A 21,665-nucleotide genomic window follows, 5' to 3' on the forward strand; every position below is an offset into this window, starting at 1 on the left:
AAATCCGGGACCGGCGGCACGCGACGCCGGTCCCCGCGACACGACGAACAACCGATCAGAGCACGTCGAAGTGGAAGCCGACGTCTCCACCCTCCGCAGAATTGAGGCTTCCACCGTTACCACCGATACCGGCCACCACGTCCTGGTGCTGGTCAACCCAGAGCTTGTTGATCTGGGTCGCATCCGTATTCGCGTATACCTTGGAGGTATCGTTGCCGCTCTCCGAACTCTGGCTTCCGTTCGATGTGGCGGTTCCGCCATGCGCCTTTGCGAACCATGAGGCGGTCGCGTTCGCGCCGCCGGCGTCCCAGTCCGCCGTTTGCTTGACGTGATCGCCGGTGTTGACGTGCACGTCGGCACCTTCCGTCTTGTTGGTCGGGTCGAAGGTGAGCGTCGGCTTGTTGATGATGGCTCCCTTGAACGTGCCGTCACCGCCGTTTCCGACGTTTTGGCCGCCGGTGTCGATCGATTTGAATCCGATTGAATCTGAAATGTTTATCGCCTTGGGCATCATTTGAGGCTCCCTGCGTTTGTTGGCTTGCACGCATCATCCATCCCGATCAGACGGACACGCTCAGCGACTCTGATCCGCGCATGCCGGGCGGCGATAGATGCCAAATCGGGCACCATCCGGTTCGGTGGGCCTACGCACGAAAGTATGACCCCCCTGATGATAATTTGACGTCGCAGAGGTCATGATGCGTCCAGGTGCTTGCATGCGTAGCGCATCGACAAGCCTAAGCCGCGATGCGTTTGGGCGAGCGGCGCATCTCTCGCTACGCCATCAAGTGCAGATCTGACAAAACATGCGCAGCGAGATCGCCGCCCTGCGCGAGATTGCCATGGCCGCCGTCGCCGCCTACCCCCGCGATCTGGACCGCGCTCTGGTCGATGTGAACGTCGTTGGTCTGATCGGCCACTGCCGTCGAATGCGGACCGGCGATCGCGATATTGATGGGAGCATAGATCGCGACGCTGACATCGATCAGGCTCCCCGAAGAGTGGCCACTTCCGCCGTTGCCCGCACCATTTACCCCGGTCGCTATCGCGTCGGAGCCACCCCACAGACCATGGGAGACCAGGTTTCCGATGCCACCCATCGCAACGTTGCCGTTGCCACCGTTTCCTCCGATGCCGGCCAGCTGAAAGACGGACTGATCCACCTGCACGCTGTTGGTCTGGATCGCGTAAGCATTGGAATTGAAACCCGCGACCGCGATGTTGATCGGGTCGTACAGCACGAAGGACGTGTGAACGAGCTCTCCAGAGAAGGAACCATCTCCGCCGTTGCCTGATCCCCAGGCGGGATCGAGCGTCATGACGCTGCCGCCACCGGCGAAGTTGCCGTTTCCCCCGCTCCCGCCAACACCTGCGATCTGGACGACCGATTGATCGATATCGACCGCATTCGACTGACTTGCGTATGCGGCGCCGCCTGGGCCCGCCACCGCGATATTGACCGGGTGGTAGATCACGACTGGTGCGTCGACCAACGCGCCGGAGAAATAGCCGTCGCCTCCGATGCCGGCACTACTGCCGCCCGTCGCGATATTGCCGTTGCCGCCATCTCCTCCGATCCCCGCCACCTGAAAGGCGGATTGATCGACATTCACGTCGTTGGTTTGCTCGGCCAAGGCAACCGAGCCATATCCGACGGACACCGATATGTTGATCGGTTCATAGATCAGAATGGAGGCATGAACGATGCCTCCATAGGAATGACCATCTCCGCCATTACCGGCCACACTGTCTCCGCTTTGGATCGAACCGAGCGCCGGATTGCCCGATCCGGATCCGACTCCAGCGGATGGATTGGCGTGGTGAGACACGGCATCGTGCCGGCTCATCGTTTCGGCGGGAGAGTGCGTCTCCTGATCCGCAAACCAGAGCCGGCCATGGGCGCCAGCTCCATCTTCTCCGATGGTCGGCATGGAGGAAGGCGAAGAGTCCCTCGATGCGGAAGCGAACCTGTCATAGCCATCATCGCCAAGGTGATGGTGGTCGCGGTGAAGCGGTACGATCGCGTCCGACGGGTACCAGAAATTCATATCGCCTCCCTCGTCGCACAACCGGACGGGCCTCTTCCCGACGTCAAGGAGTGTCAGCCTGGGCAGGCCAAAAGCCGAGTCGTCAATTCGAGTGCAGCGTTTCGAATGGAGAGCGTCAGATCGTCTATACCCGTTTGGCTGCGGACAGCTTTTGCGGGAGGTCGTACGACGACGCGATGCGTGTGAGGGCCGTCTCCGCGAGCAGACCGCAGGTGCAGGTCTTCGCCTCGCTCCGCTTGCGACGAGAAGTCGCAGTTCATGCGCAGCGCGAATTGCGGGTGAGCAGACTTCTCCGCGAGTCGGGCTCTCACCGTGATTGTGGGGCAGCCCCCACCCCGACCCTCTCCCCGAAAAACGGAGAGAGGGCAGAACCCGGCCTCACTTCATTGGGCACTTGTCGTGGAAGCGGTCCTGGTCGTCCTTGACGATGGTGGCGACCGTCTTCAGCGCGAGCTGGCCGTCGGCGTCCTTCACCACGTCCTGGAGATAGAAGTTCTGGATCGGGACGTGGTTGTTGCCGTACTTGAACGAACCGCGCAGCGACTTGATGTTGGCCTTCTCCATCTCGGCCTTCATCGCGTCCTTCTTGCTGGTGTCGCCCTTCACCGCCACGACGGCGCTGTTGACGAGCTGGGCCGCATCGTAAGCCTGCGCGCCGTAATAGGTCGGGCGCAGGTTGGTGTACTTCTTGCGGTAGTCGGCGACGAAGCGCTTGTTCTCGTCGTTCGGGAGATCGTTGACCCATTCCTGTGCGCCGGGGATCCCGAGCGCATTCTCTTTCTGCAGCGGCAGTGAAAGCTCGTCGACGGTGAACACCGTGTAGAGCGGAATCTGGGTCTTCAGGCCTGCCTGCGCATACTGATTGAGGAACTGCACGCCGGCCGGGCCCGGATAGAACACGAAGATCGACTCGGCGCCGGACGCGCGGGCCTTCGACAGCTCGGCCGAGAAATCGAGCTGGCTCGGCCACACCGTGTATTCCTCGCCCTTGATCTCGCCCTTGAACGTGCTCTTGACGCCCGCGAGCATGTCCTTGCCCGCCGCGTAGTTCGGCCCGATCAGGAAGACGCTCTTGACGCCCTTTTGATTCATGTACTGGCCCATCGCTTGCGGCGTTTGGTCATTCTGCCAGGAGGTCGAGAACACGTAAGGCGAACACAGCTCGCCGGCGAGCTGCGACGGACCGGCATTGGCCGAGATCAGGAAGGTCTTGGAATCCACCGCGGTCTTGAGCGAGGCCAGCAGCACGTTGGACCAGATGTAGCCGACGATGAAATCGACCTTGTCGGACTGCACGAGTTTTTCGGTCTTCTGCTTGCCGACATCGGGCTTCTGCTGGTCGTCCTCGTAGATCACCTCGACCGGCTTGCCGTCCATCTTGCGGCCGAGATGGTCGAGCGCGAGCTCGAAGGAATTGCGCATGTCGTTGCCGATCACAGCGCCTGGGCCGCTGAAGGTCGAGACGAAACCGATCTTGATGGTGTCGCCGGCCGATGCCGGGCCTGCCAGCGCGAACGTAGCCACACCCGCCAGCCAGAATGCCGTCCTCATGTCCAATCCCCTCCTCATTTTCATTGCCCGGAAATGGCGGATGGCCCGCTTCCGGTTCATTCCGTGTAGGACGCAAAATCGTGAGAGCCGTCAATGGCTCAGCGCCCTCCCCTGCATCATAATTCGCCTCAAACCCGGCTGGCAAGAAATATAGTTCTACCTGCTTTGGCGAGGGCTGCGGCGCTTTTTCGCGGTCTCGTCGATATGCCGACGCTATTCCTCAATTGATGACGGCTATTGGACCAAGACCGCGTCTTCGCTCTTTAATGAGTGCGCACATCCAGCGAATCGAGGGCAGCTTTCATGACTGCAAAACCCCACCGCGTCGTCATCGTCGGAGCCGGCTTTGGCGGGCTTGAGACGACCTATCGGCTCAGTGGCGCGCCGGTCGAAATCACGCTGATCGACCGCCGCAACCATCATCTGTTTCAGCCGCTGCTCTACCAGGTCGCCACCGCCTCGCTTGCGACCAGCGACATCGCCTGGCCGATCCGCCATCTCATGCGCACGAGACCAGAGGTGACGACGCTGTTCGCGACCGTGAGCGGGGTCGATGCCGAACGGCGCGCCGTGCTGATCGATGACGGCAGCGAAGTCCCCTATGACACGCTGGTGCTCGCAACCGGCGTCCGCCACGCCTATTTCGGCCACGACGAATGGGAGCAATGGGCGCCCGGCCTGAAGACGCTGGAGGATGCGACCACGCTGCGTCGTCACATCCTGCTCGCGTTCGAGCGCGCTGAGCGCGAGACCGATCCGGAACGCCGCGCCGCACGCCTGACCTTCGTCATCATCGGCGCCGGTCCGACCGGCGTCGAGCTCGCCGGCACCATCGCCGAGATGGCGCACCACACGCTGCCGGGCGACTTCCGCAACATCGATACGCGCAAGGCACGCGTCGTTTTGATCGAGGCCGGCCCGCGCGTGCTCGCCGGCTTTGCCGATGATCTGTCGGCCTATGCGCAGGCTTCGCTGGAGAAGATCGGCGTCGAGGTCGTCCTCAACCAGCCTGTCACCGAGGTTGACCGCGACGCGGTTGTGTATGGCGGTCAACGGCTGAATGCGAAGACCCGGATCTGGGCGGCCGGCGTGCGCGCCTCGCCCGCCGCCGAATGGCTCAATGCGCCGGCCGACCGCGCCGGCCGCGTCGAGGTCGAAGGCGATCTGACCGTGCCCGGCCATCCGGACGTCTTTGCAATCGGCGACACCATCACGGTTCCCGCCTGGGACGGCAAGCCCGTGCCCGGCATCGCACCGGCCGCCAAGCAGCAGGGGCGTTACGTTGCAAATCTCATCAAGGCACGGCTGCGCGGCGAGAAGCTCGGCCCTTTCAGCTACAAGCACGCCGGCAGCCTCGCCCAGATCGGCAAGCGGCTCGCGGTGATCGATTTCGGTCGCATAAAACTGCGCGGCGCGATCGCGTGGTGGATCTGGGGCATCGCCCACATCTATTTCCTGATCGGCCTGCGCCACCGACTCGCGGTCGCGCTGACCTGGCTCTGGATCTACGTCCGCGATCAGCGCGCCGCGCGCCTGATCACGCAAGGCAGCAGCAAGGTGTCGGGGTGAGCGAACTCTCTTCCTTTCTCTCCTTGCGGGAGAAGGTGCCTTGCCGAAGACAGGGCGGATGAGGGGTTCTATCCGCACGCTCAACTGCATGAGATTTGCGCGGATAGCCCCCCTCACCCGGCTTTGCTTCGCAAAGCCACTCTCTTCCGCAAGGGGAGAGAGTACAGCGCTTGCGGCCCCGCTTACTTCACCAGCGAACACCCACCCTCCGCCAACGGGCGGAACGCCTGGTCCGCCGGGATCGTCGAAACCAGCTTGTAGTAGTCGTACGGGTATTTCGATTCTTCCGGCTTCTTCACCTCGAACAGATACATCGGGTGCACGACGCGGCCGTCCTGGCGGATCGCGGTGTCGCCAAACAGCTTGTCCTTGCCTTTGAGCTTCTTCATCTCCGGCACGACGTCCTTGGCGTTGTCGCTGCCCGTTGCTGCGACCGCGTTGAGATAGGCGAGCGTCGACGCATAGACACCGGCCTGGTTGCCGCTCGGCATCTTGCCGTTCATGCCGGGACGCGCCGCAAAGCGCTTTGCGAAGGCTCGGGTGTCGTCGTTCATGTCCCAGTAGAAGGCTTCCATGAGCTGGAGGCCTTGCGCGACCTTCAGGCCCATGCCGTGGACGTCGTTGATGAAGAGCAGGAAGGCGACGAGTTTCTGCCCGCTCTGCTGAATGCCGAACTCGGCGGCCTGCTTCACCGCATTGATGGTGTCGCCGCCGGCATTGGCAAGCCCGATCACCTGCGCCTTCGAGCCCTGCGCCTGCAACAGAAAGGAGGCGAAATCGGCGGTGCCGAGCGGATGCTTGGCCGAGCCGATCACCTTGCCGCCATGCGCCTCGATGTACTTTTGCGCTTCTGCCTCGATGCCCTTGCCGAGCGCGTAGTCCACCGTCAGGAAGTACCATTCCTTGCCGCCGTGCGAGATCATCGCAGCTGCCGTGGTGTTGCCGGTCGCCCAGGTGTCGTTGACCCACTGGATGGTGTTCGGCGAGCAGGCCTTGCCGGTGAGATCGGCGCTTGCGGTCGAGGACGCCAGAAACGTCATGCGACTGTCGCGCAGCAGCGTGTTGATGGAGAGGCCGACGGCCGAATTCGGCACGTCCACGATCGCGTCCACACCTTCGACGTCGAGCCACTTCCGTGCGATCGCCGCGCCAACGTCGGCCTTGTTCTGGTGGTCAGCGTAGACGATCTCGACCTTGATATTCCTGCCGCCGCCGCTGAAATCTTCCGCGGCCATGCGTGCGGCTTCCACCGAACCCATGCCGTTGGTATCCTGAAAAATCCCGGAAATGTCGTTGAGCACGCCGATGCGCACGACATTATCGGATATCTCGGCGCTGGCCGCGCCGGCGATCAGGCTCCCGGCGAGCGCAAGCGTCCACTTCAAATACCTCATCGTTTCCTCTCCTCACAGTTTTGGCGGCGCGGCCGGTCGTTGCCGGCGGCGGTCGGCCAATCAGATTTGCCGCTCGGGCAGGCGAAGCACCAGCCCGTCAAGCTCGGGCGTCATCTTGATCTGGCAGGACAGCCGGCTGTTGGCCGTGCGCTCGGCAGCGGCGCCGTCGAGCAGCGCGTCCTCGTCGTCTGCCATCGCGGGCAAGCGCGCGAGCCAGCCCTCATCGACATAGACATGGCAGGTCGCGCACATCGCGTTGCCGCCGCATTCGGCCAGAATGCCGTCGAGGCCGTGGCGGGTCGCGGCCTGCATGGCGCTCTCGCCGTCGCTCACGTCGATACGATCGTTCTTGCCGCCGGAATGGATGAAGGTGATCGCTGGCATCAGAGATCCTCAGGCCGGAGTGATGGTGACCGGCAGGCTGTCGAGCCCGCGCAGCGTGTTGTTGAAGCGGCGCTTCGGTTCGCCCGTGATCTCGATTTTCGCGATGCGCCGCGCCAACGCCGACAACATCACCTCGCCCTCGAGGCGCGCGACGAGCTGGCCGACGCACATGTGAATGCCGGAGCCGAAGCCGACATGGCCCGAAGTACGGCGCGTGATGTCGTAGGTGTCCGGCTTGTCCCAGCGCCGTGGATCGCGGTTGGCCGCGCCGAGGAACATCAGGACCTTTTCACCCTCGCCGATGACGGCGCCGCCAAGCTCGACCTCGCGTGTCGTGGTGCGGAAGAAGGTCTGCACGGGGCTCTCGAAGCGCACCGCTTCCTCGAAGGCATTGCGCGCGAGCGTCGGATCATCGCGCAGGCGCTGCCATTGATCGGGAAAGCGCGCGAGGCAGTAGACCGCCGCACCGATGCCGTTGACGGTGGTGTCGAGTCCCGCCGAGAGCAGCGAGCGCACCAGCAGCGGCGCCTCTGTCGCGGTGATCTCACCTTCGTCGACACGGGCGTGGATGCAGGCTCCGAAACCACCGGGCGCGAGGTTTTCGCGCTGGCATTGTTCGGCGATATAGGCCTGATGCGGCGCCGAGCGCTCGATCGCCTCCTGGCGCAACTGGTTCGGCGGGCCGAAGGCGTTGAACACCAGGCTCGCATAGGGGATGAGATGCTCGCGGCCTTCCGGCCTCAAGCCCAGCGCATCCGGAAAGATCGAGAGCGGATAGGCTTCGGCAAGATCGGCAATGGCATCAAAGCTGCGCTTCCCGAGCAGCACATCGACCCTTTCCTCGGCGGCGGCGGCAAAACGATCGCGCACCTGCTTCATCACCGTCGGCGACAGCACGCGCGAGAGCACGGCGCGGGTGCGGGTATGGGCGGGCGGATCGGCTTCCAGGATCAGGCTCGGCGGCCGCCACGGCTTCTCCTTCTTGAAGTCGCTGAGGCCTACGCCGCGGCTGGAGCAGAAGGTCATGGGATCGTTCAATACCGCATGGACCTCGGCATAGCGCGCGACGCCATAGACGTTCCACTTGTCGAGATAGACCACGGGACCGGCATCCCGCAGCACGTCATGAGTGGGGAAAGGATCGGCGAAGAAAGCGATCGCGAAGGGATCGACATCGAGATGCGGGATGGCGGGCGGGTCGCCGGAAGCGGAGCTGGCTGCACTCATTCACATCCTCCCAATTTTGCGCTTGTGGAGCGCGCGCGCATGTCCTTATTTCTGAGGCGCATGAAGCGAGCCTCGATGAGATGACTGCGCCCCCGACCAGAAGCGACAAGACGCCCACTGAGGCAGGGCCGACGCTCGACCTCGACCGTTACGTCCCGGCCTTCATCACCTTCATTGCCAACAAGCTCTCGAACAGCGCGACTGCATTCTATCAGCGCGAATTCGGCGTCAACGTCACGGAGTGGCGGATCATGTCGCTGCTGGCGATCGAGCCGGGCATCCCGGCCTCGCGCATCTGCCTCGTCATCGGGTTCGACAAGGGTCCGGTGAGCCGCACATTGGCGAGCCTGGAAAAGCGCGGGCTGGTGGCGATCCGCAGCGATCCGAACGACGGACGCACGCACTCGATCTCGCTCACCGCAAAAGGCCGCGCCACCCACGACAAGGTGATCGTCGCAGCCTTCGCGCGCGAGCGCCGGCTGCTGTCGTGCCTGTCCAGGGACGAGCAGGAGGTGCTGATAGATCTGTTGCGCCGGCTGCACGAAAATCTCGGCGCGGTCACAGGCGGCGGCGCGTAGGGCCACGCGCTCAACGCGCACCAGATCGCGTTCACCTGGCATGCACCGGCGATTGCCGGCGGCACTATTCCTGCCCAACATGAATCCTCCCGTTTGGGCGCAGCGGTTTTCCCGCCGTCATCCTCCGAAGGATTCTCATAAATTAGTTGCCTAGGCAACAAAATAATTGTGACAATGGCAGTGTGGCAGAACCGCTGGCCTATTGGCGCGCTGCTTCACACCCTCCCCGCTCTTCGCGGGGAGAGGCTAAAGCGTTACGGCGCCTTGCAGACGAAGTTCGCGGCGTCCTCGACGTCGCCCTGCCCCGAGTAGGCCGCATAGGACGGATACGGGCAGAGCGGCCGGGTACGGTTCGCGCTCCACGTCGCCGGAATTTCCTTGTTCGCCGGATTGACCGAGGCAACGATCCGCTCAGGCGCCTTGCCTTGCTCGACCCAGTCGGTCAACGCGGTCAGCGCGTCGAACTTGTCGAGCGTGACGCCGCCACCGCAATGCGTGCCGCCGGGCATGGTGAAGAGACGCGCAAAATTGTTGGCGTTGCCTTGCGCGTTCCTGTTCAACCGGTCGTACCAGCGGATGGTGTCGTTGACCGAGAACACCGGGTCGGCCTGACCGTGATAGATCAGGATCTTGTGGCCGGCCTTTTGAAGGCCGGCGAGCTTCGGATCGTCGACGTCAGGCGGCGTCATGAAGTCCATCGCCGACTCCGTGAACGTGCCGTCCTTGGCAAAGATCTTGGGGGCATCCTTATCGAAATCATAGGCCTTCAGCGAGTCGACGAGCTTATCGCTACTTCCCTCCACCGCGACTGGCGGGGTCGAAAAGATGTAATTCAGCGATGCCGCGCCCATGGTCGCGATGATCGGGAAATTATTCCAGGGCGCGACGGGGCTCTCGACCTTCCATGCGCGCCAGTTGCCGGTGCCGATGCCGCCATCGAGCGGCCAGTCCGAATAGAGTGCTTCACCCTTCGAATTCTTTGGCCCGGCAAGACTGGTCTTCAGCGCATCGACCTTGGCTTCCGAGAGGCAGGCATTGGTCTGGCCCGGCGCACAAACAAGGGTCTTGAGATCGAACGCCTTCTGGCAGGCTGCAAGATTCGACGTCAGGCCATCCTTGGCGCCGTCCAGCGCATCGCAGGCCTCGGTGATGCGCGAGGAGACGAGTTGCGCATCCTCCTTCGTGATCGACTTGCGAAGATCCGGATCGGCCTTCAGGAAAGCCTGCACGTCCCAGGCGTGCTGGACCGCAGCGCGCGGCAGATCAAATCCGGGATTGCCGACGAGGAAGCCGTCGTAATTTTCCGGCATGCGTGAAGCCGCGACCATCGCATGGCGCCCGCCGTTCGAGCAGCCGGCCATGTAGGAGCGATCCGGCTGGCGGCCGTAATGCAGCGCGATGATCTTCTTCGCAACCGGCGAGAGCGTGATGTCCGCGGCATAGCCGTAGTCGCGCCGCGCCTGCGGATCGAGCCCGAAGGCCGAACCTGCGGCGAGTCCGAGCGATTTGTTGGCGGGGTCAGAGCCGGAATGTCCACTGTCGGACGACAGCACCGCGAAGCCACGGGCGAGCGGCACCGTGCCGCCGGAGGTCCAGCCGTCCGGCTTGTCGCCGAGCGCGGGAATGACGACGCCGTCATTGCCGCCGTTCACCTGGTGGAGGAAGCGGCCGTTCCATTCGGCCGGCAGCCTGAGTTCGAACTGGATGGCGTAGGATTTTCCGTCCACACCGGCGCGCTGGTTGGCAAGGCCGGTCACTATGCAATGCCTGGGCAGGCCGTTGCCCGCCTCCTGAAGCTTGGAAGCGACGATCTCGACGCCGGGAATAGCCAGCGAGGCCGTGGTGGCAGGCGAACAGCCCTCGCCTTCGGCGCGGGCAAGCATGGTGGATCCAAGAAGGGCAGCCAACGCGGCTGCCGGTATCAAGCCAGACCTCACGGCGGCCTCCCTATTTGATTATATATCATAATTATTACTCAATATCTCAATTTTAACAAGACCCCCGTTGCACTGCCGCTTCGCACCCTCTTCCCCGTTATTACGGGGAGAGGGTCTGGCGAGGGGCTGCATCCACGAGTGACGGAGCGAGACGAACTCGCGGAGAGTCCCCCTCACCCGAATGCGAGCTCTCCGCGCAAGCGGGACGAGGTGAAGAATTGGCGACCCAGATTCTCAGCTACAGCCGATCCATTCGGCCGACGCACCATCATTCAGCCGCGCTACTGCCTCGGCACGACGCGTCAGCACGGCGCGCTGGTTGATGTAGCCCTTGTCGGTAATCTCGCCACCATCCACCGACGGCGGCTCGGCCAGCAGCAGCGCGCGCGTGGCGTGGCCGGAGGAATTTGCGCCTTGCGCCTTCAGCTTTGCGAGCCCCTGCGCGATCGCGCTTCTCACCTCGTCGTGGCCGAGCACCTCGCTCACGGCGGCGGTGTCTGCCAGCCCTGCATGCGCGCGGCAACCTGCAACGTTGGGGAAAACCAGGAAGCGCACCTCATCGCCGCCGTGACCGGTCACGACGATATCCTGCGCCAGCGGCGCGAGCGCCGCGATGCCGGCGACGCGCAGCGTGCCGACGCTGACCCAGGTGCCTGAGTTGAGCTTGAAATCTTCCGCAACGCGGCCATCGAAGAACAGGCCGCGCTCGGGGCACGCGCTGTCGGCGAATTTCACGGCGTCGCCGATGAGGTAAAATCCCTCCTCGTCGAAGGCCTGCTTCGTCAGATCCGGCGCCTTCCAATAGCCTGGCGTGACATTGGGCCCGCGCACGCGCACCTCCAGCTTGTCACCGGAGGTGACGAGCTTCAGCTCGGTGCCGGGGATCGGCACGCCGATATTGCCGGAGCGTTCGGCGAGGAAATGGCAATCGGTCGCGAGCGGCGACGTCTCCGTCGAGCCCCAGGCCGATACCATCGGCAGCGCGCGACCGACGGTCTCGAGCGAGAGCTCCTTGAGCGCATCCCAGAGATTCTGCGGCAGCGCCGCGCCGGCATAGAAGGCGAACTTGACCGCGCCGAAGAAGCGGCGTCGCAATTCCTCGTCGCTGCGCAGCGCCGTGATCAGCATGTCGAAGCCGCGGGGCACGTTGAAATAGACCGTCGGCATCACGCTTTTCAGATTGGCAAGCGAGGTCGCGAACAACCCGGGCGCCGGCTTGCCGCCGTCGATATAGAGCGAGCCGCCGTTGCGCAGCACCAGATTGAAATTGTGGTTGGCACCGAAGGTATGGCTCCAGGGTAGCCAGTCCAGGATCACGAGATCGCCGCCTTGCGCGAGGAAGGTCCAGGTCTGCGCCTTGGCCTGCTGGCTCGAGGTCAGCATGCGCTGGGTGTTGATCACGGCCTTCGGCGCGCCTGTTGAGCCCGAGGTGAATAGAAACTTTGCAATCGTGTCCGGCGTCACCGCGGCGAAAGCCTTGGCGACGTCCACCGATTCCGGCGTCGCCGCCAAAGCGCGGAAAGACAACGCCTCAGCGTCATCGACACTGCCGCTCACGATCTCCGCCTGATGCAGCGGTCTGATCGCCGCGAGCGCCGCAGCAAACGGTTTTGTGTCGCTGACATGGATCGCGCCGGGCTGAAGCAGGCTGATCATGCTCTTCAGCTTGTCGAAATCCCTGGACATCAGCGAATAGGCCGGCGAGATCGCGGCGGAAGGCACGCCGACATGCTGCGCAGCCAGCGCAAGCAGCGCATGATCGACGCTGTTGTCGGAGAGGATGACGAGCGGACGCTCCGTGCTCAGGCCTTCCGCAAGGATCCACGACGCCAGCGAGCGCACCTGCCGCAAGGCTTGCACGTAGGTGATGCTGGTCCAGGGCGCATCCGGCTTGCCGCGCTCTGCGAGGAAGATCCTCTCCGGCGCTTGCTGCGCCCATTGCTCCAGCCAGTCGCCGATGCAGCGCGCGGCCTCGTGCAACGGCTCGGGCGAGCGCAACAGGATGCTGCCGTCGGCGCGATGCTCGGCGACTGTCTTGGGCGTTGCGAACAGGCCGGAAGCCTCACCGCGTACGGCGGCCGTGGTCATGGGTCGTCCTCCCCGGGAGCGGCCTCATACGGGCCGCTTTGTCGATAATGTTGGACGGCACGAGCACCATGTCGAGGAGAAGATCAGGCAGGATGAAGCGGGAGCGGCTGCTGCCGATGCTCGTCGGTTTTAGCCAAGCTCTCACTGCACAAAAATTGAGCAGATGCACACATCCGGGCGCTACCCACGCACCGGCGCCGGTCAGCGTGGATTCTCGTAACCGACTGATCTTTCGGCTATATCCGGAGCAGACAGCGTGCATGGATTCTGTACACAATGGCACATCGCTTGCTTCACGCCTGGTGAAGATTCGTTGCCGGAGTTTTTGTTGCCATGGGGGCTGATCAGCCAGAGACGGTAGCCGCAATCGTCGCCGCGCACCGCGCTGGCACGACGACGCCGGCTCAGACGATCGCGCGCACCTATCAGCGCATCCGCGACCATGGCGATGATGCAGTCTTCATCAGCCTGCGCGAGGAGAAGGACGCGATCGCGGAAGCGGAGAAGCTTGCCGCGCGAAACGATGCAGCAAACCTGCCGCTCTTCGGCGTGCCTGTCGCGGTGAAGGACAATATCGACGCGCTGGGCTTTCCGACCACAGCCGCCTGTCCGGCTTTTTCCTACACGCCGGCGCATGACTCGACCGCGGTCGAACGTCTGCGCGCGGCCGGCGCCATCATCATCGGCAAGACCAATCTCGACCAGTTCGCAACCGGCCTCGTTGGCGTGCGCTCGCCCTATGGCATCCCCAAGAATCCGATCCGCGATGATCTCATTCCTGGCGGGTCGAGCTCGGGCTCGGCAACGGCCGTCGGCGCCGGCCTCGTGCCGCTATCGCTCGGAACCGACACCGCGGGAAGCGGCCGGGTGCCGGCGATGCTCAACAACATCGTCGGACTGAAGCCGAGCCTCGGCATGATCTCGACGGCAGGGCTCGTGCCCGCGTGCCGCACACTCGATTGCATTTCGGTATTCGCTCTGACGGTGGACGATGCTGCACTTGCCCTTTCCGTGATGGCGGGGCCGGACCAGGCCGATCCGTTCTCGCGCGATCGGCCGCTCGGCGCGATGACGCCGTTCCCGGCCAACCTTCGCCTGGGCGTGCCGCGCAACGGGCAACTGATCTTCTTCGGCGACAAGAAATCGGAGGCCGCGTACGGCGAGGCCTTGAAGCGCTGGACGGCGCTGGGCGCTGTTCTCGTCGAGTTCGACCTCGAGCCGTTCTACGAGACGGCACGGCTGCTCTATGAAGGGCCCTGGGTCGCCGAGCGCTATCTCGTGATCCGCAATCTCCTCGCTTCCGCGCCGGATGCGATCCACCCGGTGACGCGCGAGATCACCGCCGCCGGCGCGCGGCTCACCGCGGCGGAGACATTCTCCGCCCTCTATCGCCTGCAAGGGCTGCGCAAGATCGCCGAGCGCGCCTTCGCGCATCTGGACGCGGTGGTGCTGCCGACGGCGCCCACGATCTATTCGACCGCGCAGGTGCTCGCCAACCCGATCGAGCTCAACAGCCGGCTCGGCACCTACACCAACTTCGTCAACCTGCTCGATCTCTGCGGCCTGGCGCTGCCGGCATCGCTGCGATCCGACGGCGCGCCGTTCGGCATTACGCTGCTTGCGCCTGCCGGCCGCGATGGATTCCTTGCGAGCATCGGACGCGTATTCCATGCCGACACCAGGCTCAGCGTCGGCGCGAAGGGCGTTGCGCAAGCACCGCTCGCTCCGATGTCGGCCAGCAGCGCCGACGAGATTCCGATTGCTGTGGTTGGCGCGCATCTGTCCGGCATGGCGCTGAACGGCGAGTTGAAGGCGCTGAACGCACGCCTGATCGAAGCGACGAAGACAGCGGCCGATTACAGGCTCTATGCGCTCGACACGACACCGCCAAAACCCGGCATGCTGCGCGTCGAGGCCGGCAAGGGATCTGCGATCGAGCTGGAAATCTGGTCCTTGTCGGCGTCCGCCTTCGGCAAGTTCGTCAACGCGATCCCGCCGCCGCTGTCCATCGGCACCATCAAGCTCGCCGATGGCCGCAGCGTAAAAGGCTTCATCGTCGAGCCGGAAGCGCTGGGCGCAGCGCGCGACATCACCTCGTTCGGCGGCTGGCGCGCTTACATGGCGGAAGCTGCGACGGTGTAACCGAGGTTCACGCCGATTTGCGCCAGGCGGCTTCGTTCTTCTTCTCGTAGTCGTCGAAAGCCTTCACAAGGCCCGTCAGCACTTCGGCCGACGTCTCGAACATCGCCGCAAGCTGCGGCTCGTCCACCTTGCGGATGTCCTCGCGCAGATGCGTCACCATGTCCTGCAGACGCTGCTTCATTTTCTGAGTGTGGTGCCGGGGATCTTTTTCGGAAGACGCCATGGTGTTTCTCCTGATCGGATAGATCAGAGAAAACGACACGCACGATGGTGCGTTCCTGGGTGACTCCCTTGTCCCGGGCGCAGCGCATCACGAAGTGGTGCGCTGCCAAACCGGGCCCATGGAGCCAATCCTAATGTGAGTCTTGTACTACACAGACACCGCGTAGATCTCGTATTCCCCGCGCACCAGCTCGATATGCGCGCGCATCGCGGCGGCGGCGCCCTGCTTGTCGCCGCGCATGATGGCGACGACGACGCGGTCGTGCTCGGCTTGCGATTTGGCGAGCCGGCCGAGATTGCGGAACTGGGCGCGGCGGAACGGCTGCACGCGCACGCGCGTCGCTAGCGTGATCTCGGCAATGTAGCCGTTCTGCGAGCCGGCATAGATCGCATTGTGAAATCGCTCGTTGACCTCGTGGAAACGCTCCGGATTGCCGGTGTAGCTCAGCACCCTCAGTTCCTCGTGAATGGCTTCCAGCCCATGGCGCTCGGCCGCCGACATCCGTTCGGCGGCGAAACCCGCACACAACGCCTCCAGCTCCGCCATCGCCTCGAACATGCTCGTCAGTCGCTCGATGGAAGGCTGCGCCACCACCGCGCCGCGATGGGCGCGCGCCTCGACCAGGCCGCTTGCCACGAGCTGGCGCAGCGCCTCGCGCACCGGCGTACGCGAGACGTTGAAGCGCCGTGCGATATCGGTCTCGTCCAGCGGCGCCCCGGGCGGCAACGTACCGCGCACGATCTCGTCCGCGAGCTGAAGCCGCAGCTCCTCCGCGCGCGTGACCTTCTGCACCGACGGCAGCGGCCGGTCGACGCGCGGCACCACCGTCTCAGTCGGCAGGGCTCCGGGCGGAAGGTCGTCAAGCGTCATGCGATCAGGTCTCTTTCGGCTCGTCGATGATGCTGACATGGGCGGCGACGACGCGCCAGCCCTCGGGGAAGCGGATCCAGGTCTGCATCTGCCGGCCGACCCGGCCCGGCATGCTGTCGCGATGGAACAGCGTGGAGGCGACCGCGGTGTCACGGCCGTAACTGGTAATCACGGTTTTCGCCGTGCGGCGGTTCAGGCCGACCGGCGAGCGCGCGGCGCGAAAGCCGGAGATCGCCTCATAGCCGTAAAGGTTCTCGCCGATCCCGTAACGGAGCGTACGGGGATCGTTGCGAAAGAGCTCGCCGAGCACGGCAACGTCGTTGCTGACCAGCGCGGTCTCGTAACGCTCGAACGCGGCTTTGACTTCCGCGATCACGTCGGGGAGATCGATTTCCATCTTACAATCCCCTCGGGCTCGGCGCTGATACCACACCCATCTGTTCCAGGGCGTGTGCGACGCGCAACGCGATGTCCTCGCGCCAGGGCGCGGCGATGATCTGCACACCGATCGGCATCGGATCGAGCGGCACCGGCACAGCCACCACGGGCAGGCCGATGAAGGAAATCGGCTGGGTGTGAACGCCGATATTGGCGCGCACCGGCAATTCGACGCCGTCGAGCTTGAATGTCACCTGCCCGAGCTTTGGCGCCGTGCAGGGCGTCGCGGGCGCGACCAGAACATCCACGGACTTGAATATCTCGGCAAGTTGCGCGCGGTACCAGCGGCGGAATTTTTGCGCGCGGTCGACCAGCGCTGCGGGCACCATGGCGCCTGCGATCAGGCGGTCACGCACCGCGGGGTCGAAGTCGTTCGGGCACTTGCGCAGACGATCGAGATGCAGCGAAGCGCCTTCGGTCGTGGTGATGACATAGGCGGCTGCGCGGGCGCGCGCGGCCTCGGGAATATCGATCACTTGCGTCGCGCCGAGCGCCTTTGCGACGCGGCCGACGGCTTCGACGGCTTCAGGGAAGACGTTCTTCTGGAAATAGCCGCCGGCGATGGCGACGCGCAAACCGGAGATCGATTCAGACAACAGCGGCGCCACCGACTCAACCGGCCGCGTGGTGCAGGCGGCATCGTCCACATCCGGTCCCTGCATCACGTCATAGGCGAGCGCGAGGTCGGTGACGGAGCGCGCGAACGGGCCGAGATGATCGAGGCTCGCGACGAAGGGGAAGGAGCGCGCGCGCGACAGCCGCCCGTAAGTCGGCTTCAGTCCAAAGATGCCGCAGAACGAGGATGGCACGCGGATTGAGCCGTTGGTGTCCGACCCCAGGGCGATCGGCACCAGCGCGCCGCCGACGGCGCTCCCCGAACCGCCGGAAGAGCCGCCGCTCATCCGAGTCGCATCATGCGGATTGCGCGAGGGGCCGTCGTGAACGTTTTCACCAGTGAAGTCATAGGCGTATTCGCCCATGTTGAGCGCGCCGACCAGCACGGCGCCGGCCGCTTCCATCCGCTCGATCAGCGTCGCATCGCGCGCGGCGGGCGCACGGGCGCGGTTGATCTTCGAGCCGGCGCGCGTCGGCAGGCCCGCGACGTCGAACAGGTTCTTCACCGCGAACGGGACACCTGCGAGCGGGCCGACCTTCTTGCCGGCCGTGATGTCGGCATCGATCGCGCGCGCTTTGGCGCGAGCGCGATCGGCAGTGACGTCGGTGAAGGAATTGAGAATCGTGTCGCGCTGCTCGATGCGGGCGAGTGCCGCTTCAGTCGCATCGAGCGCGGACAGCTTGCCGCCCGCCACCGCTTTGGCGATGTCCGCAGCCGTCATTTCAGGAGCTGTCGTCATGGCAACATCAGGCCGTGAACACGGGCGCCGGCTCGGTCTCGTCCGGCAGCGCGAATTCGTCGACGAGTCGGGCGAGCCGCAGCGACACGTCGAGGTTCGCGCGAATGGCCGGCCTCCAGGCCTCCTCGATCGGCAACGCCAGCGCCTTCGCGACGGCGTCGATATAGTCGTCCAGCGGTTCGGCCATCACGCTCCCAGACAGGCTCTCAGTGCACCGGCAACGGCGGATGCGGAATCGCCGTCAACAGTTCCTTGGTGTAGTCGTCCTGCGGATCGCTGAGGACTTTTTCGGAAGTCCCCTGTTCGACGATTCGACCCGTCCGCATCACAATGACACGATCGCACAGCAAGCGCACTACATTCAAATCATGCGAGACGAACAGGTAGCTCATACCGAGCCGTGCCTTGAGATCCTGGAGCAGATTCAGGACCACCGCCTGGACCGAGACGTCCAGCGCAGCGGTTGGCTCGTCGAGGATGACAAGCTTTGGATGCAGCGCGATCGCCCGGGCAATGCCGACGCGGGCCTTCTGTCCCCCCGACAGTTGATGCGGGAAGCGGTCGAGCAGGTTGTGCGGCAGGCCGACCATGGTCGCGAGCTCCTCGCAGCGCGCCCGCAACGCGTCGCGTCCCCTGATGTCCCCGAGCTGCAGAAGCGGATCGGCGATGGCGCGGGCCGCGGTGAAGCGCGGGTTGAGGCTGTCGGTCGGATCCTGGAACACCATCTGGATGCGGCTGCGCAGCGGCAGGCGCGCAAAGGCGCTCGGCATCATGCTGCCGATCTCCTCGCCGTCGAACTGGATGCGGCCGGAGGTCTGGTCGAGCAGCCGCATCACCATCATCGAGGTCGTTGATTTGCCGCAGCCGGATTCGCCGACGAGACCTACGCTTTCGCCATGGCCAATCGAGAAGCTGATGCCGTCGACCGCGCGGAACACCTCCGGCTCCACGGGCGGCTTGCGGCCGAACAGTTTTCCGAGCACAGCGGTCGCGCCCTGGCGCGGGTATTCCTTGACGAGCTTGTCGATCAGGAGAAGAGGCTTGTCACCATTCCCCTTCTCGTCAGCCCCAGGCTTGATCCGGGGGTCCATCGATTGCGATGAGTCGTGCGAAGTGGGATGGATGGCCGGGCCTTCGCCGCGCCGAAGGGGCTTCGGCCCCGCAGGCGGGTCAAACCCGGCCATGACGGACGAAGCCTGCGGCTCGCTCGCCGTGTCTTCTTCAGGCAACAGATCCCTTAGCGACACGCCGATCCGCGGCGTCGCGCGCATCAGCTTGCGTGTGTAGGGGTGCTGCGGGCTCGCAAAGATGTCGGCGGCCTTTGCGGTCTCCACCACCCTGCCCTTTTCCATCACCACGACGCGGTCGCAATAGGCGGCGGCCAATCCGAGATCGTGCGTGATCAGGATGGTCGACATCGCGCGACGCTTGGTCAGCTCGACGATGAGGTCCATCACCGCCTTCTGGGTGGTGACGTCGAGACCCGTGGTTGGCTCGTCCGCGATCAGGAGCTGCGGATTGCAGGCGAGCGCGAGCGCGATGACGACGCGCTGGCACATGCCGCCGGAGAGCTCGAACGGATAGGCGTGATAGCGCTCGCGCGGGCGGGCGATCTTGACCTGCTCCAGCGCCTCGATCGCCTTCTCGCCGTGGTCGGCAACCTGCGCCTGCTGCACATGGGTGCGCAGCACGTCCTCGATCTGGTCGCCAACCTTGCGAATGGGATTGAGTGCCGCGCGCGGGTTCTGAAAAATCATCGAGACTTCGCGGCCGCGCAGGTCGCGCATCTGGTCTTCGGACGCGGCTTTCACGTCGATGCCGGAGAACATCACCGAGCCCTCGGCGATCCTGCCGGCGCGGTCGAGGATGCGCATCACCGCGTAGGACGTCACCGACTTGCCGGAACCGGACTCACCGACGATGGCGAGCGTCTCGCCCTTGGCGACGGAAATGTTGACGTGCTGCACAGCCTTCACGATGCCGCGGCGGGTGGTGAATTCAACCGTGAGGTCCTGAACGTCGAGCAACGGCTGGGCGGTCATGGATGCCTCCCAACCAGAAAGGTCGAAAACACCCCCATGCAAAGTAAAACGGCGTTGGAATCATTGGAGATTTTTGGCCGAAAATTCGCGCATGAGGCGGGCGCAACTCTCTCGCTCTCTCCCACCTTGCGGGGGAGGGTTGGGGAGGGGGGTAGCCCCGGGAGAGGTCGGAGCTCGTGGCTACCCCCCTTCCTGCCCCTCCCCCGCAAGGTGGGAGGGAATGAAAGAGTGGTGCCCGCCTCACATGTGAGCTTCGGATGTATCGCCCCGCACTCGAACCCAACCATCACCTACGTCCTCCGCTGCGGGTCGACGATGTCGCGCAGGCCGTCGCCGAGGAGGTTGAAGCAGAACACGGCGAGCATCAGCGCAAGGCCGGGGAACAGCGCGATCCACCATTCGCCCGACACCATGAAGCCCGCGCCTTCGGCGACCATGATGCCCCATTCCGCGGTCGGCGGGCGCACGCCGAGGCCGATGAAGGACAGGCCCGCGGCATTGAGGATGGCGTAGCCCATGGTCAGCGACATCTGTACGATCATGATCGGCATGATGTTCGGCAGGATGTGCACCAGGAGGATGCGGAATTCGCCGTTGCCCGACAGCCGCGCCGCCTGCACGAAGCCGGCATTGCGGCGGACGTTGGCCTCGGCGCGCGCGACGCGGGCATAGAGCGGAAAGTTGACGATGGCGGTCGCCAGGATGATGTTCTGCACGGTGTTGCCGAGCGCAGCGACGATGCCCATCGCCAGCACGAACAGCGGGAAGGCCATGATGGTGTCAGCGAGGCGGCCGACGATGCGATCGGTCCAGCCGCCGAAATAGCCGGCCGCGATGCCGGCGAGCCCGCCCATCAGGAACACCAGCACGACTGAGGCGATCGCGATGAACGTGTCGAGCCGGGTTGCCACGATGACGCGGCTGAAAATGTCGCGGCCGAGCTGATCGGTGCCGAACCAGTGCGCCATCGACGGCGGCTTCAACGCGGCAGCCGTGTCAGAGGCGAGCGGGTCGTACGGCACCACATAGGGACCGAGGATCGCGGCAGCGAGGATCAGGATCAGGAGTGCGAATGCGAAGCCCGTGACCTTGTTCTCGCCAAGGACGTAGCGGGTCTGTTCGAGGACGGCAGCGAGCCCTGAGGTCCGCGCGGGACCCACAGGTTCAACAGCAGGCGCAACGGAGCTCATGATCTCCCCCTACCCTTCCAGCCGCACGCGCGGATCGATCACGCCATAGAGAATATCGATCACGAGATTGAGCAGCACGTACATCACCGCCATCGTCAGCACGAAACCCTGCACCGGCGCGAAATCCGATGAGATCAGCGCTTCCACCGCATAGGAGCCGATGCCCGGCCAGGCGAACACCTTCTCCACCAGCACGTTGGCCCCTAACAGGAAGGAGAACACCATGCTGAGCGTGGTGATGACCGGCAGCATCGCGTTGCGGAAGGCGTAGGTGACGATCACGGTGCTGGGGGCCAGTCCGCTGGCGCGCGCGGTGCGGACGAATTCGCTAGCGAGCACCGCGAGCATCGAGGCGCGCGTCATACGCGCGATCGGCGCCAGCGAGAAGATCGCAAGCGTGGCCGCGGGCAGGATGAGTTGACTGAGTGCAGAACGAAAAGCCTCGAAATCGCGCGCGATCAGCGTGTCGATCCTGTCTCTTATACACATCTGACGCTGCCGACGACTAGGGGGGGGGGGGGGGGGGGGGGGGGGGGGGGGGGGGGGGGGGGGGGGGGGGGGGGGGGGGGGGGGGGGGGGGGGGGGGGGGGGGGGGGGGGGGGGGGGGGGGGGGGGGGGGGGGGGGGGGG

The 21,665-nt window shown here is 64.5% G+C and carries 19 protein-coding genes and 1 pseudogene; 4 read left to right on the plus strand and 16 right to left on the minus strand.

Annotation, left to right across the window (positions count from 1 at the left end):
* Positions 1 to 55: 55 nt before the first annotated feature.
* The 3 genes from ACV1FX_RS22210 to ACV1FX_RS22220 form a co-directional block, all read right to left on the minus strand.
* Complete coding sequence (locus ACV1FX_RS22210; protein ID WP_473119687.1) at positions 56 to 511, minus strand: hypothetical protein; 456 nt, start codon at positions 509 to 511, stop codon at positions 56 to 58.
* Positions 512 to 776: 265 nt separating this feature from the next.
* Complete coding sequence (locus ACV1FX_RS22215; protein ID WP_473119688.1) at positions 777 to 1,931, minus strand: hypothetical protein; 1,155 nt, start codon at positions 1,929 to 1,931, stop codon at positions 777 to 779.
* A gap of 495 nt (positions 1,932 to 2,426) precedes the next feature.
* Complete coding sequence (locus ACV1FX_RS22220; RefSeq protein ID WP_473119689.1) at positions 2,427 to 3,599, minus strand: ABC transporter substrate-binding protein; 1,173 nt, start codon at positions 3,597 to 3,599, stop codon at positions 2,427 to 2,429.
* A 303-nt stretch (positions 3,600 to 3,902) separates the two neighbouring features.
* On the opposite strand from ACV1FX_RS22220, the gene ACV1FX_RS22225 reads away from it, so the two are divergent.
* Positions 3,903 to 5,168 (plus strand): NAD(P)/FAD-dependent oxidoreductase, encoded by a 1,266-nt coding sequence (locus ACV1FX_RS22225; RefSeq protein WP_473119690.1) that lies wholly within the window; start codon positions 3,903 to 3,905, stop codon positions 5,166 to 5,168.
* A 182-nt stretch (positions 5,169 to 5,350) separates the two neighbouring features.
* Here the strand turns inward: ACV1FX_RS22225 and ACV1FX_RS22230 are convergent, their stop codons facing one another.
* Genes ACV1FX_RS22230 through ACV1FX_RS22240 form a run of 3 tightly spaced genes read right to left on the minus strand, consistent with a single transcriptional unit; the run spans position 5,351 to position 8,173 of the window.
* Positions 5,351 to 6,562 (minus strand): ABC transporter substrate-binding protein, encoded by a 1,212-nt coding sequence (locus tag ACV1FX_RS22230; RefSeq protein WP_473119691.1) that lies wholly within the window; start codon positions 6,560 to 6,562, stop codon positions 5,351 to 5,353.
* A gap of 60 nt (positions 6,563 to 6,622) precedes the next feature.
* Positions 6,623 to 6,946, minus strand: coding sequence for a 2Fe-2S iron-sulfur cluster-binding protein (locus ACV1FX_RS22235; RefSeq protein WP_473119692.1), 324 nt, complete (start codon positions 6,944 to 6,946; stop codon positions 6,623 to 6,625).
* A gap of 9 nt (positions 6,947 to 6,955) precedes the next feature.
* On the minus strand, positions 6,956 to 8,173 hold the full coding sequence (locus tag ACV1FX_RS22240; RefSeq protein ID WP_473119693.1) for a cytochrome P450: 1,218 nt from the start codon (positions 8,171 to 8,173) through the stop codon (positions 6,956 to 6,958).
* A gap of 80 nt (positions 8,174 to 8,253) precedes the next feature.
* On the opposite strand from ACV1FX_RS22240, the gene ACV1FX_RS22245 reads away from it, so the two are divergent.
* Positions 8,254 to 8,751, plus strand: a complete 498-nt coding sequence (locus ACV1FX_RS22245) for a MarR family winged helix-turn-helix transcriptional regulator (RefSeq protein ID WP_473119694.1) — start codon at positions 8,254 to 8,256, stop codon at positions 8,749 to 8,751.
* A 254-nt stretch (positions 8,752 to 9,005) separates the two neighbouring features.
* Here ACV1FX_RS22245 and ACV1FX_RS22250 read toward each other — a convergent pair whose 3' ends face one another.
* A complete protein-coding gene (locus ACV1FX_RS22250) occupies positions 9,006 to 10,634 on the minus strand; it encodes a tannase/feruloyl esterase family alpha/beta hydrolase (RefSeq protein WP_473119695.1) in 1,629 nt (542 codons plus the stop codon).
* 288 nt (positions 10,635 to 10,922) lie between these two features.
* Positions 10,923 to 12,776, minus strand: a complete 1,854-nt coding sequence (locus ACV1FX_RS22255; RefSeq protein ID WP_473119696.1) for a feruloyl-CoA synthase — start codon at positions 12,774 to 12,776, stop codon at positions 10,923 to 10,925.
* A gap of 333 nt (positions 12,777 to 13,109) precedes the next feature.
* On the opposite strand from ACV1FX_RS22255, the gene atzF reads away from it, so the two are divergent.
* Positions 13,110 to 14,918 carry an allophanate hydrolase gene (atzF, locus tag ACV1FX_RS22260; RefSeq protein WP_473119697.1) on the plus strand — a complete coding sequence of 603 codons (1,809 nt, stop codon included), beginning with the start codon at positions 13,110 to 13,112 and terminating at the stop codon, positions 14,916 to 14,918.
* Positions 14,919 to 14,925: 7 nt separating this feature from the next.
* On the opposite strand, the gene ACV1FX_RS22265 is transcribed toward atzF, so the two are convergent.
* From ACV1FX_RS22265 to ACV1FX_RS22300, 8 genes and pseudogenes are all read right to left on the minus strand, one after another.
* Entirely contained in the window at positions 14,926 to 15,141 is a 216-nt protein-coding gene (locus ACV1FX_RS22265) for a hypothetical protein (RefSeq protein WP_473119698.1), read from the minus strand.
* 147 nt (positions 15,142 to 15,288) lie between these two features.
* A complete protein-coding gene (locus tag ACV1FX_RS22270) occupies positions 15,289 to 16,011 on the minus strand; it encodes a GntR family transcriptional regulator (protein ID WP_473119699.1) in 723 nt (240 codons plus the stop codon).
* A gap of 4 nt (positions 16,012 to 16,015) precedes the next feature.
* Positions 16,016 to 16,408 carry an oxalurate catabolism protein HpxZ gene (gene hpxZ, locus ACV1FX_RS22275; RefSeq protein ID WP_473119700.1) on the minus strand — a complete coding sequence of 131 codons (393 nt, stop codon included), beginning with the start codon at positions 16,406 to 16,408 and terminating at the stop codon, positions 16,016 to 16,018.
* 1 nt (position 16,409) lies between these two features.
* Positions 16,410 to 17,804, minus strand: a complete 1,395-nt coding sequence (locus ACV1FX_RS22280; RefSeq protein ID WP_473119701.1) for an AtzE family amidohydrolase — start codon at positions 17,802 to 17,804, stop codon at positions 16,410 to 16,412.
* Positions 17,805 to 17,811: 7 nt separating this feature from the next.
* Positions 17,812 to 17,991 carry a DUF4089 domain-containing protein gene (locus tag ACV1FX_RS22285; protein WP_473119702.1) on the minus strand — a complete coding sequence of 60 codons (180 nt, stop codon included), beginning with the start codon at positions 17,989 to 17,991 and terminating at the stop codon, positions 17,812 to 17,814.
* 19 nt (positions 17,992 to 18,010) lie between these two features.
* Complete coding sequence (locus tag ACV1FX_RS22290; RefSeq protein ID WP_473119703.1) at positions 18,011 to 19,846, minus strand: dipeptide ABC transporter ATP-binding protein; 1,836 nt, start codon at positions 19,844 to 19,846, stop codon at positions 18,011 to 18,013.
* A 290-nt stretch (positions 19,847 to 20,136) separates the two neighbouring features.
* A complete protein-coding gene (locus tag ACV1FX_RS22295; protein ID WP_473119704.1) occupies positions 20,137 to 21,036 on the minus strand; it encodes an ABC transporter permease in 900 nt (299 codons plus the stop codon).
* A gap of 9 nt (positions 21,037 to 21,045) precedes the next feature.
* Positions 21,046 to 21,507 (minus strand): annotated as a pseudogene (locus ACV1FX_RS22300) (ABC transporter permease); the annotation flags it as partial.
* Here ACV1FX_RS22300 and ACV1FX_RS22305 point away from each other — a divergent pair.
* A partial coding sequence (locus ACV1FX_RS22305) for a hypothetical protein (RefSeq protein WP_473119705.1) occupies positions 21,454 to 21,665 on the plus strand: 212 nt, incomplete at its 3' end. The pseudogene ACV1FX_RS22300 and the gene ACV1FX_RS22305 overlap by 54 nt on opposite strands.

Source organism: Bradyrhizobium ingae, assembly GCF_055791185.1.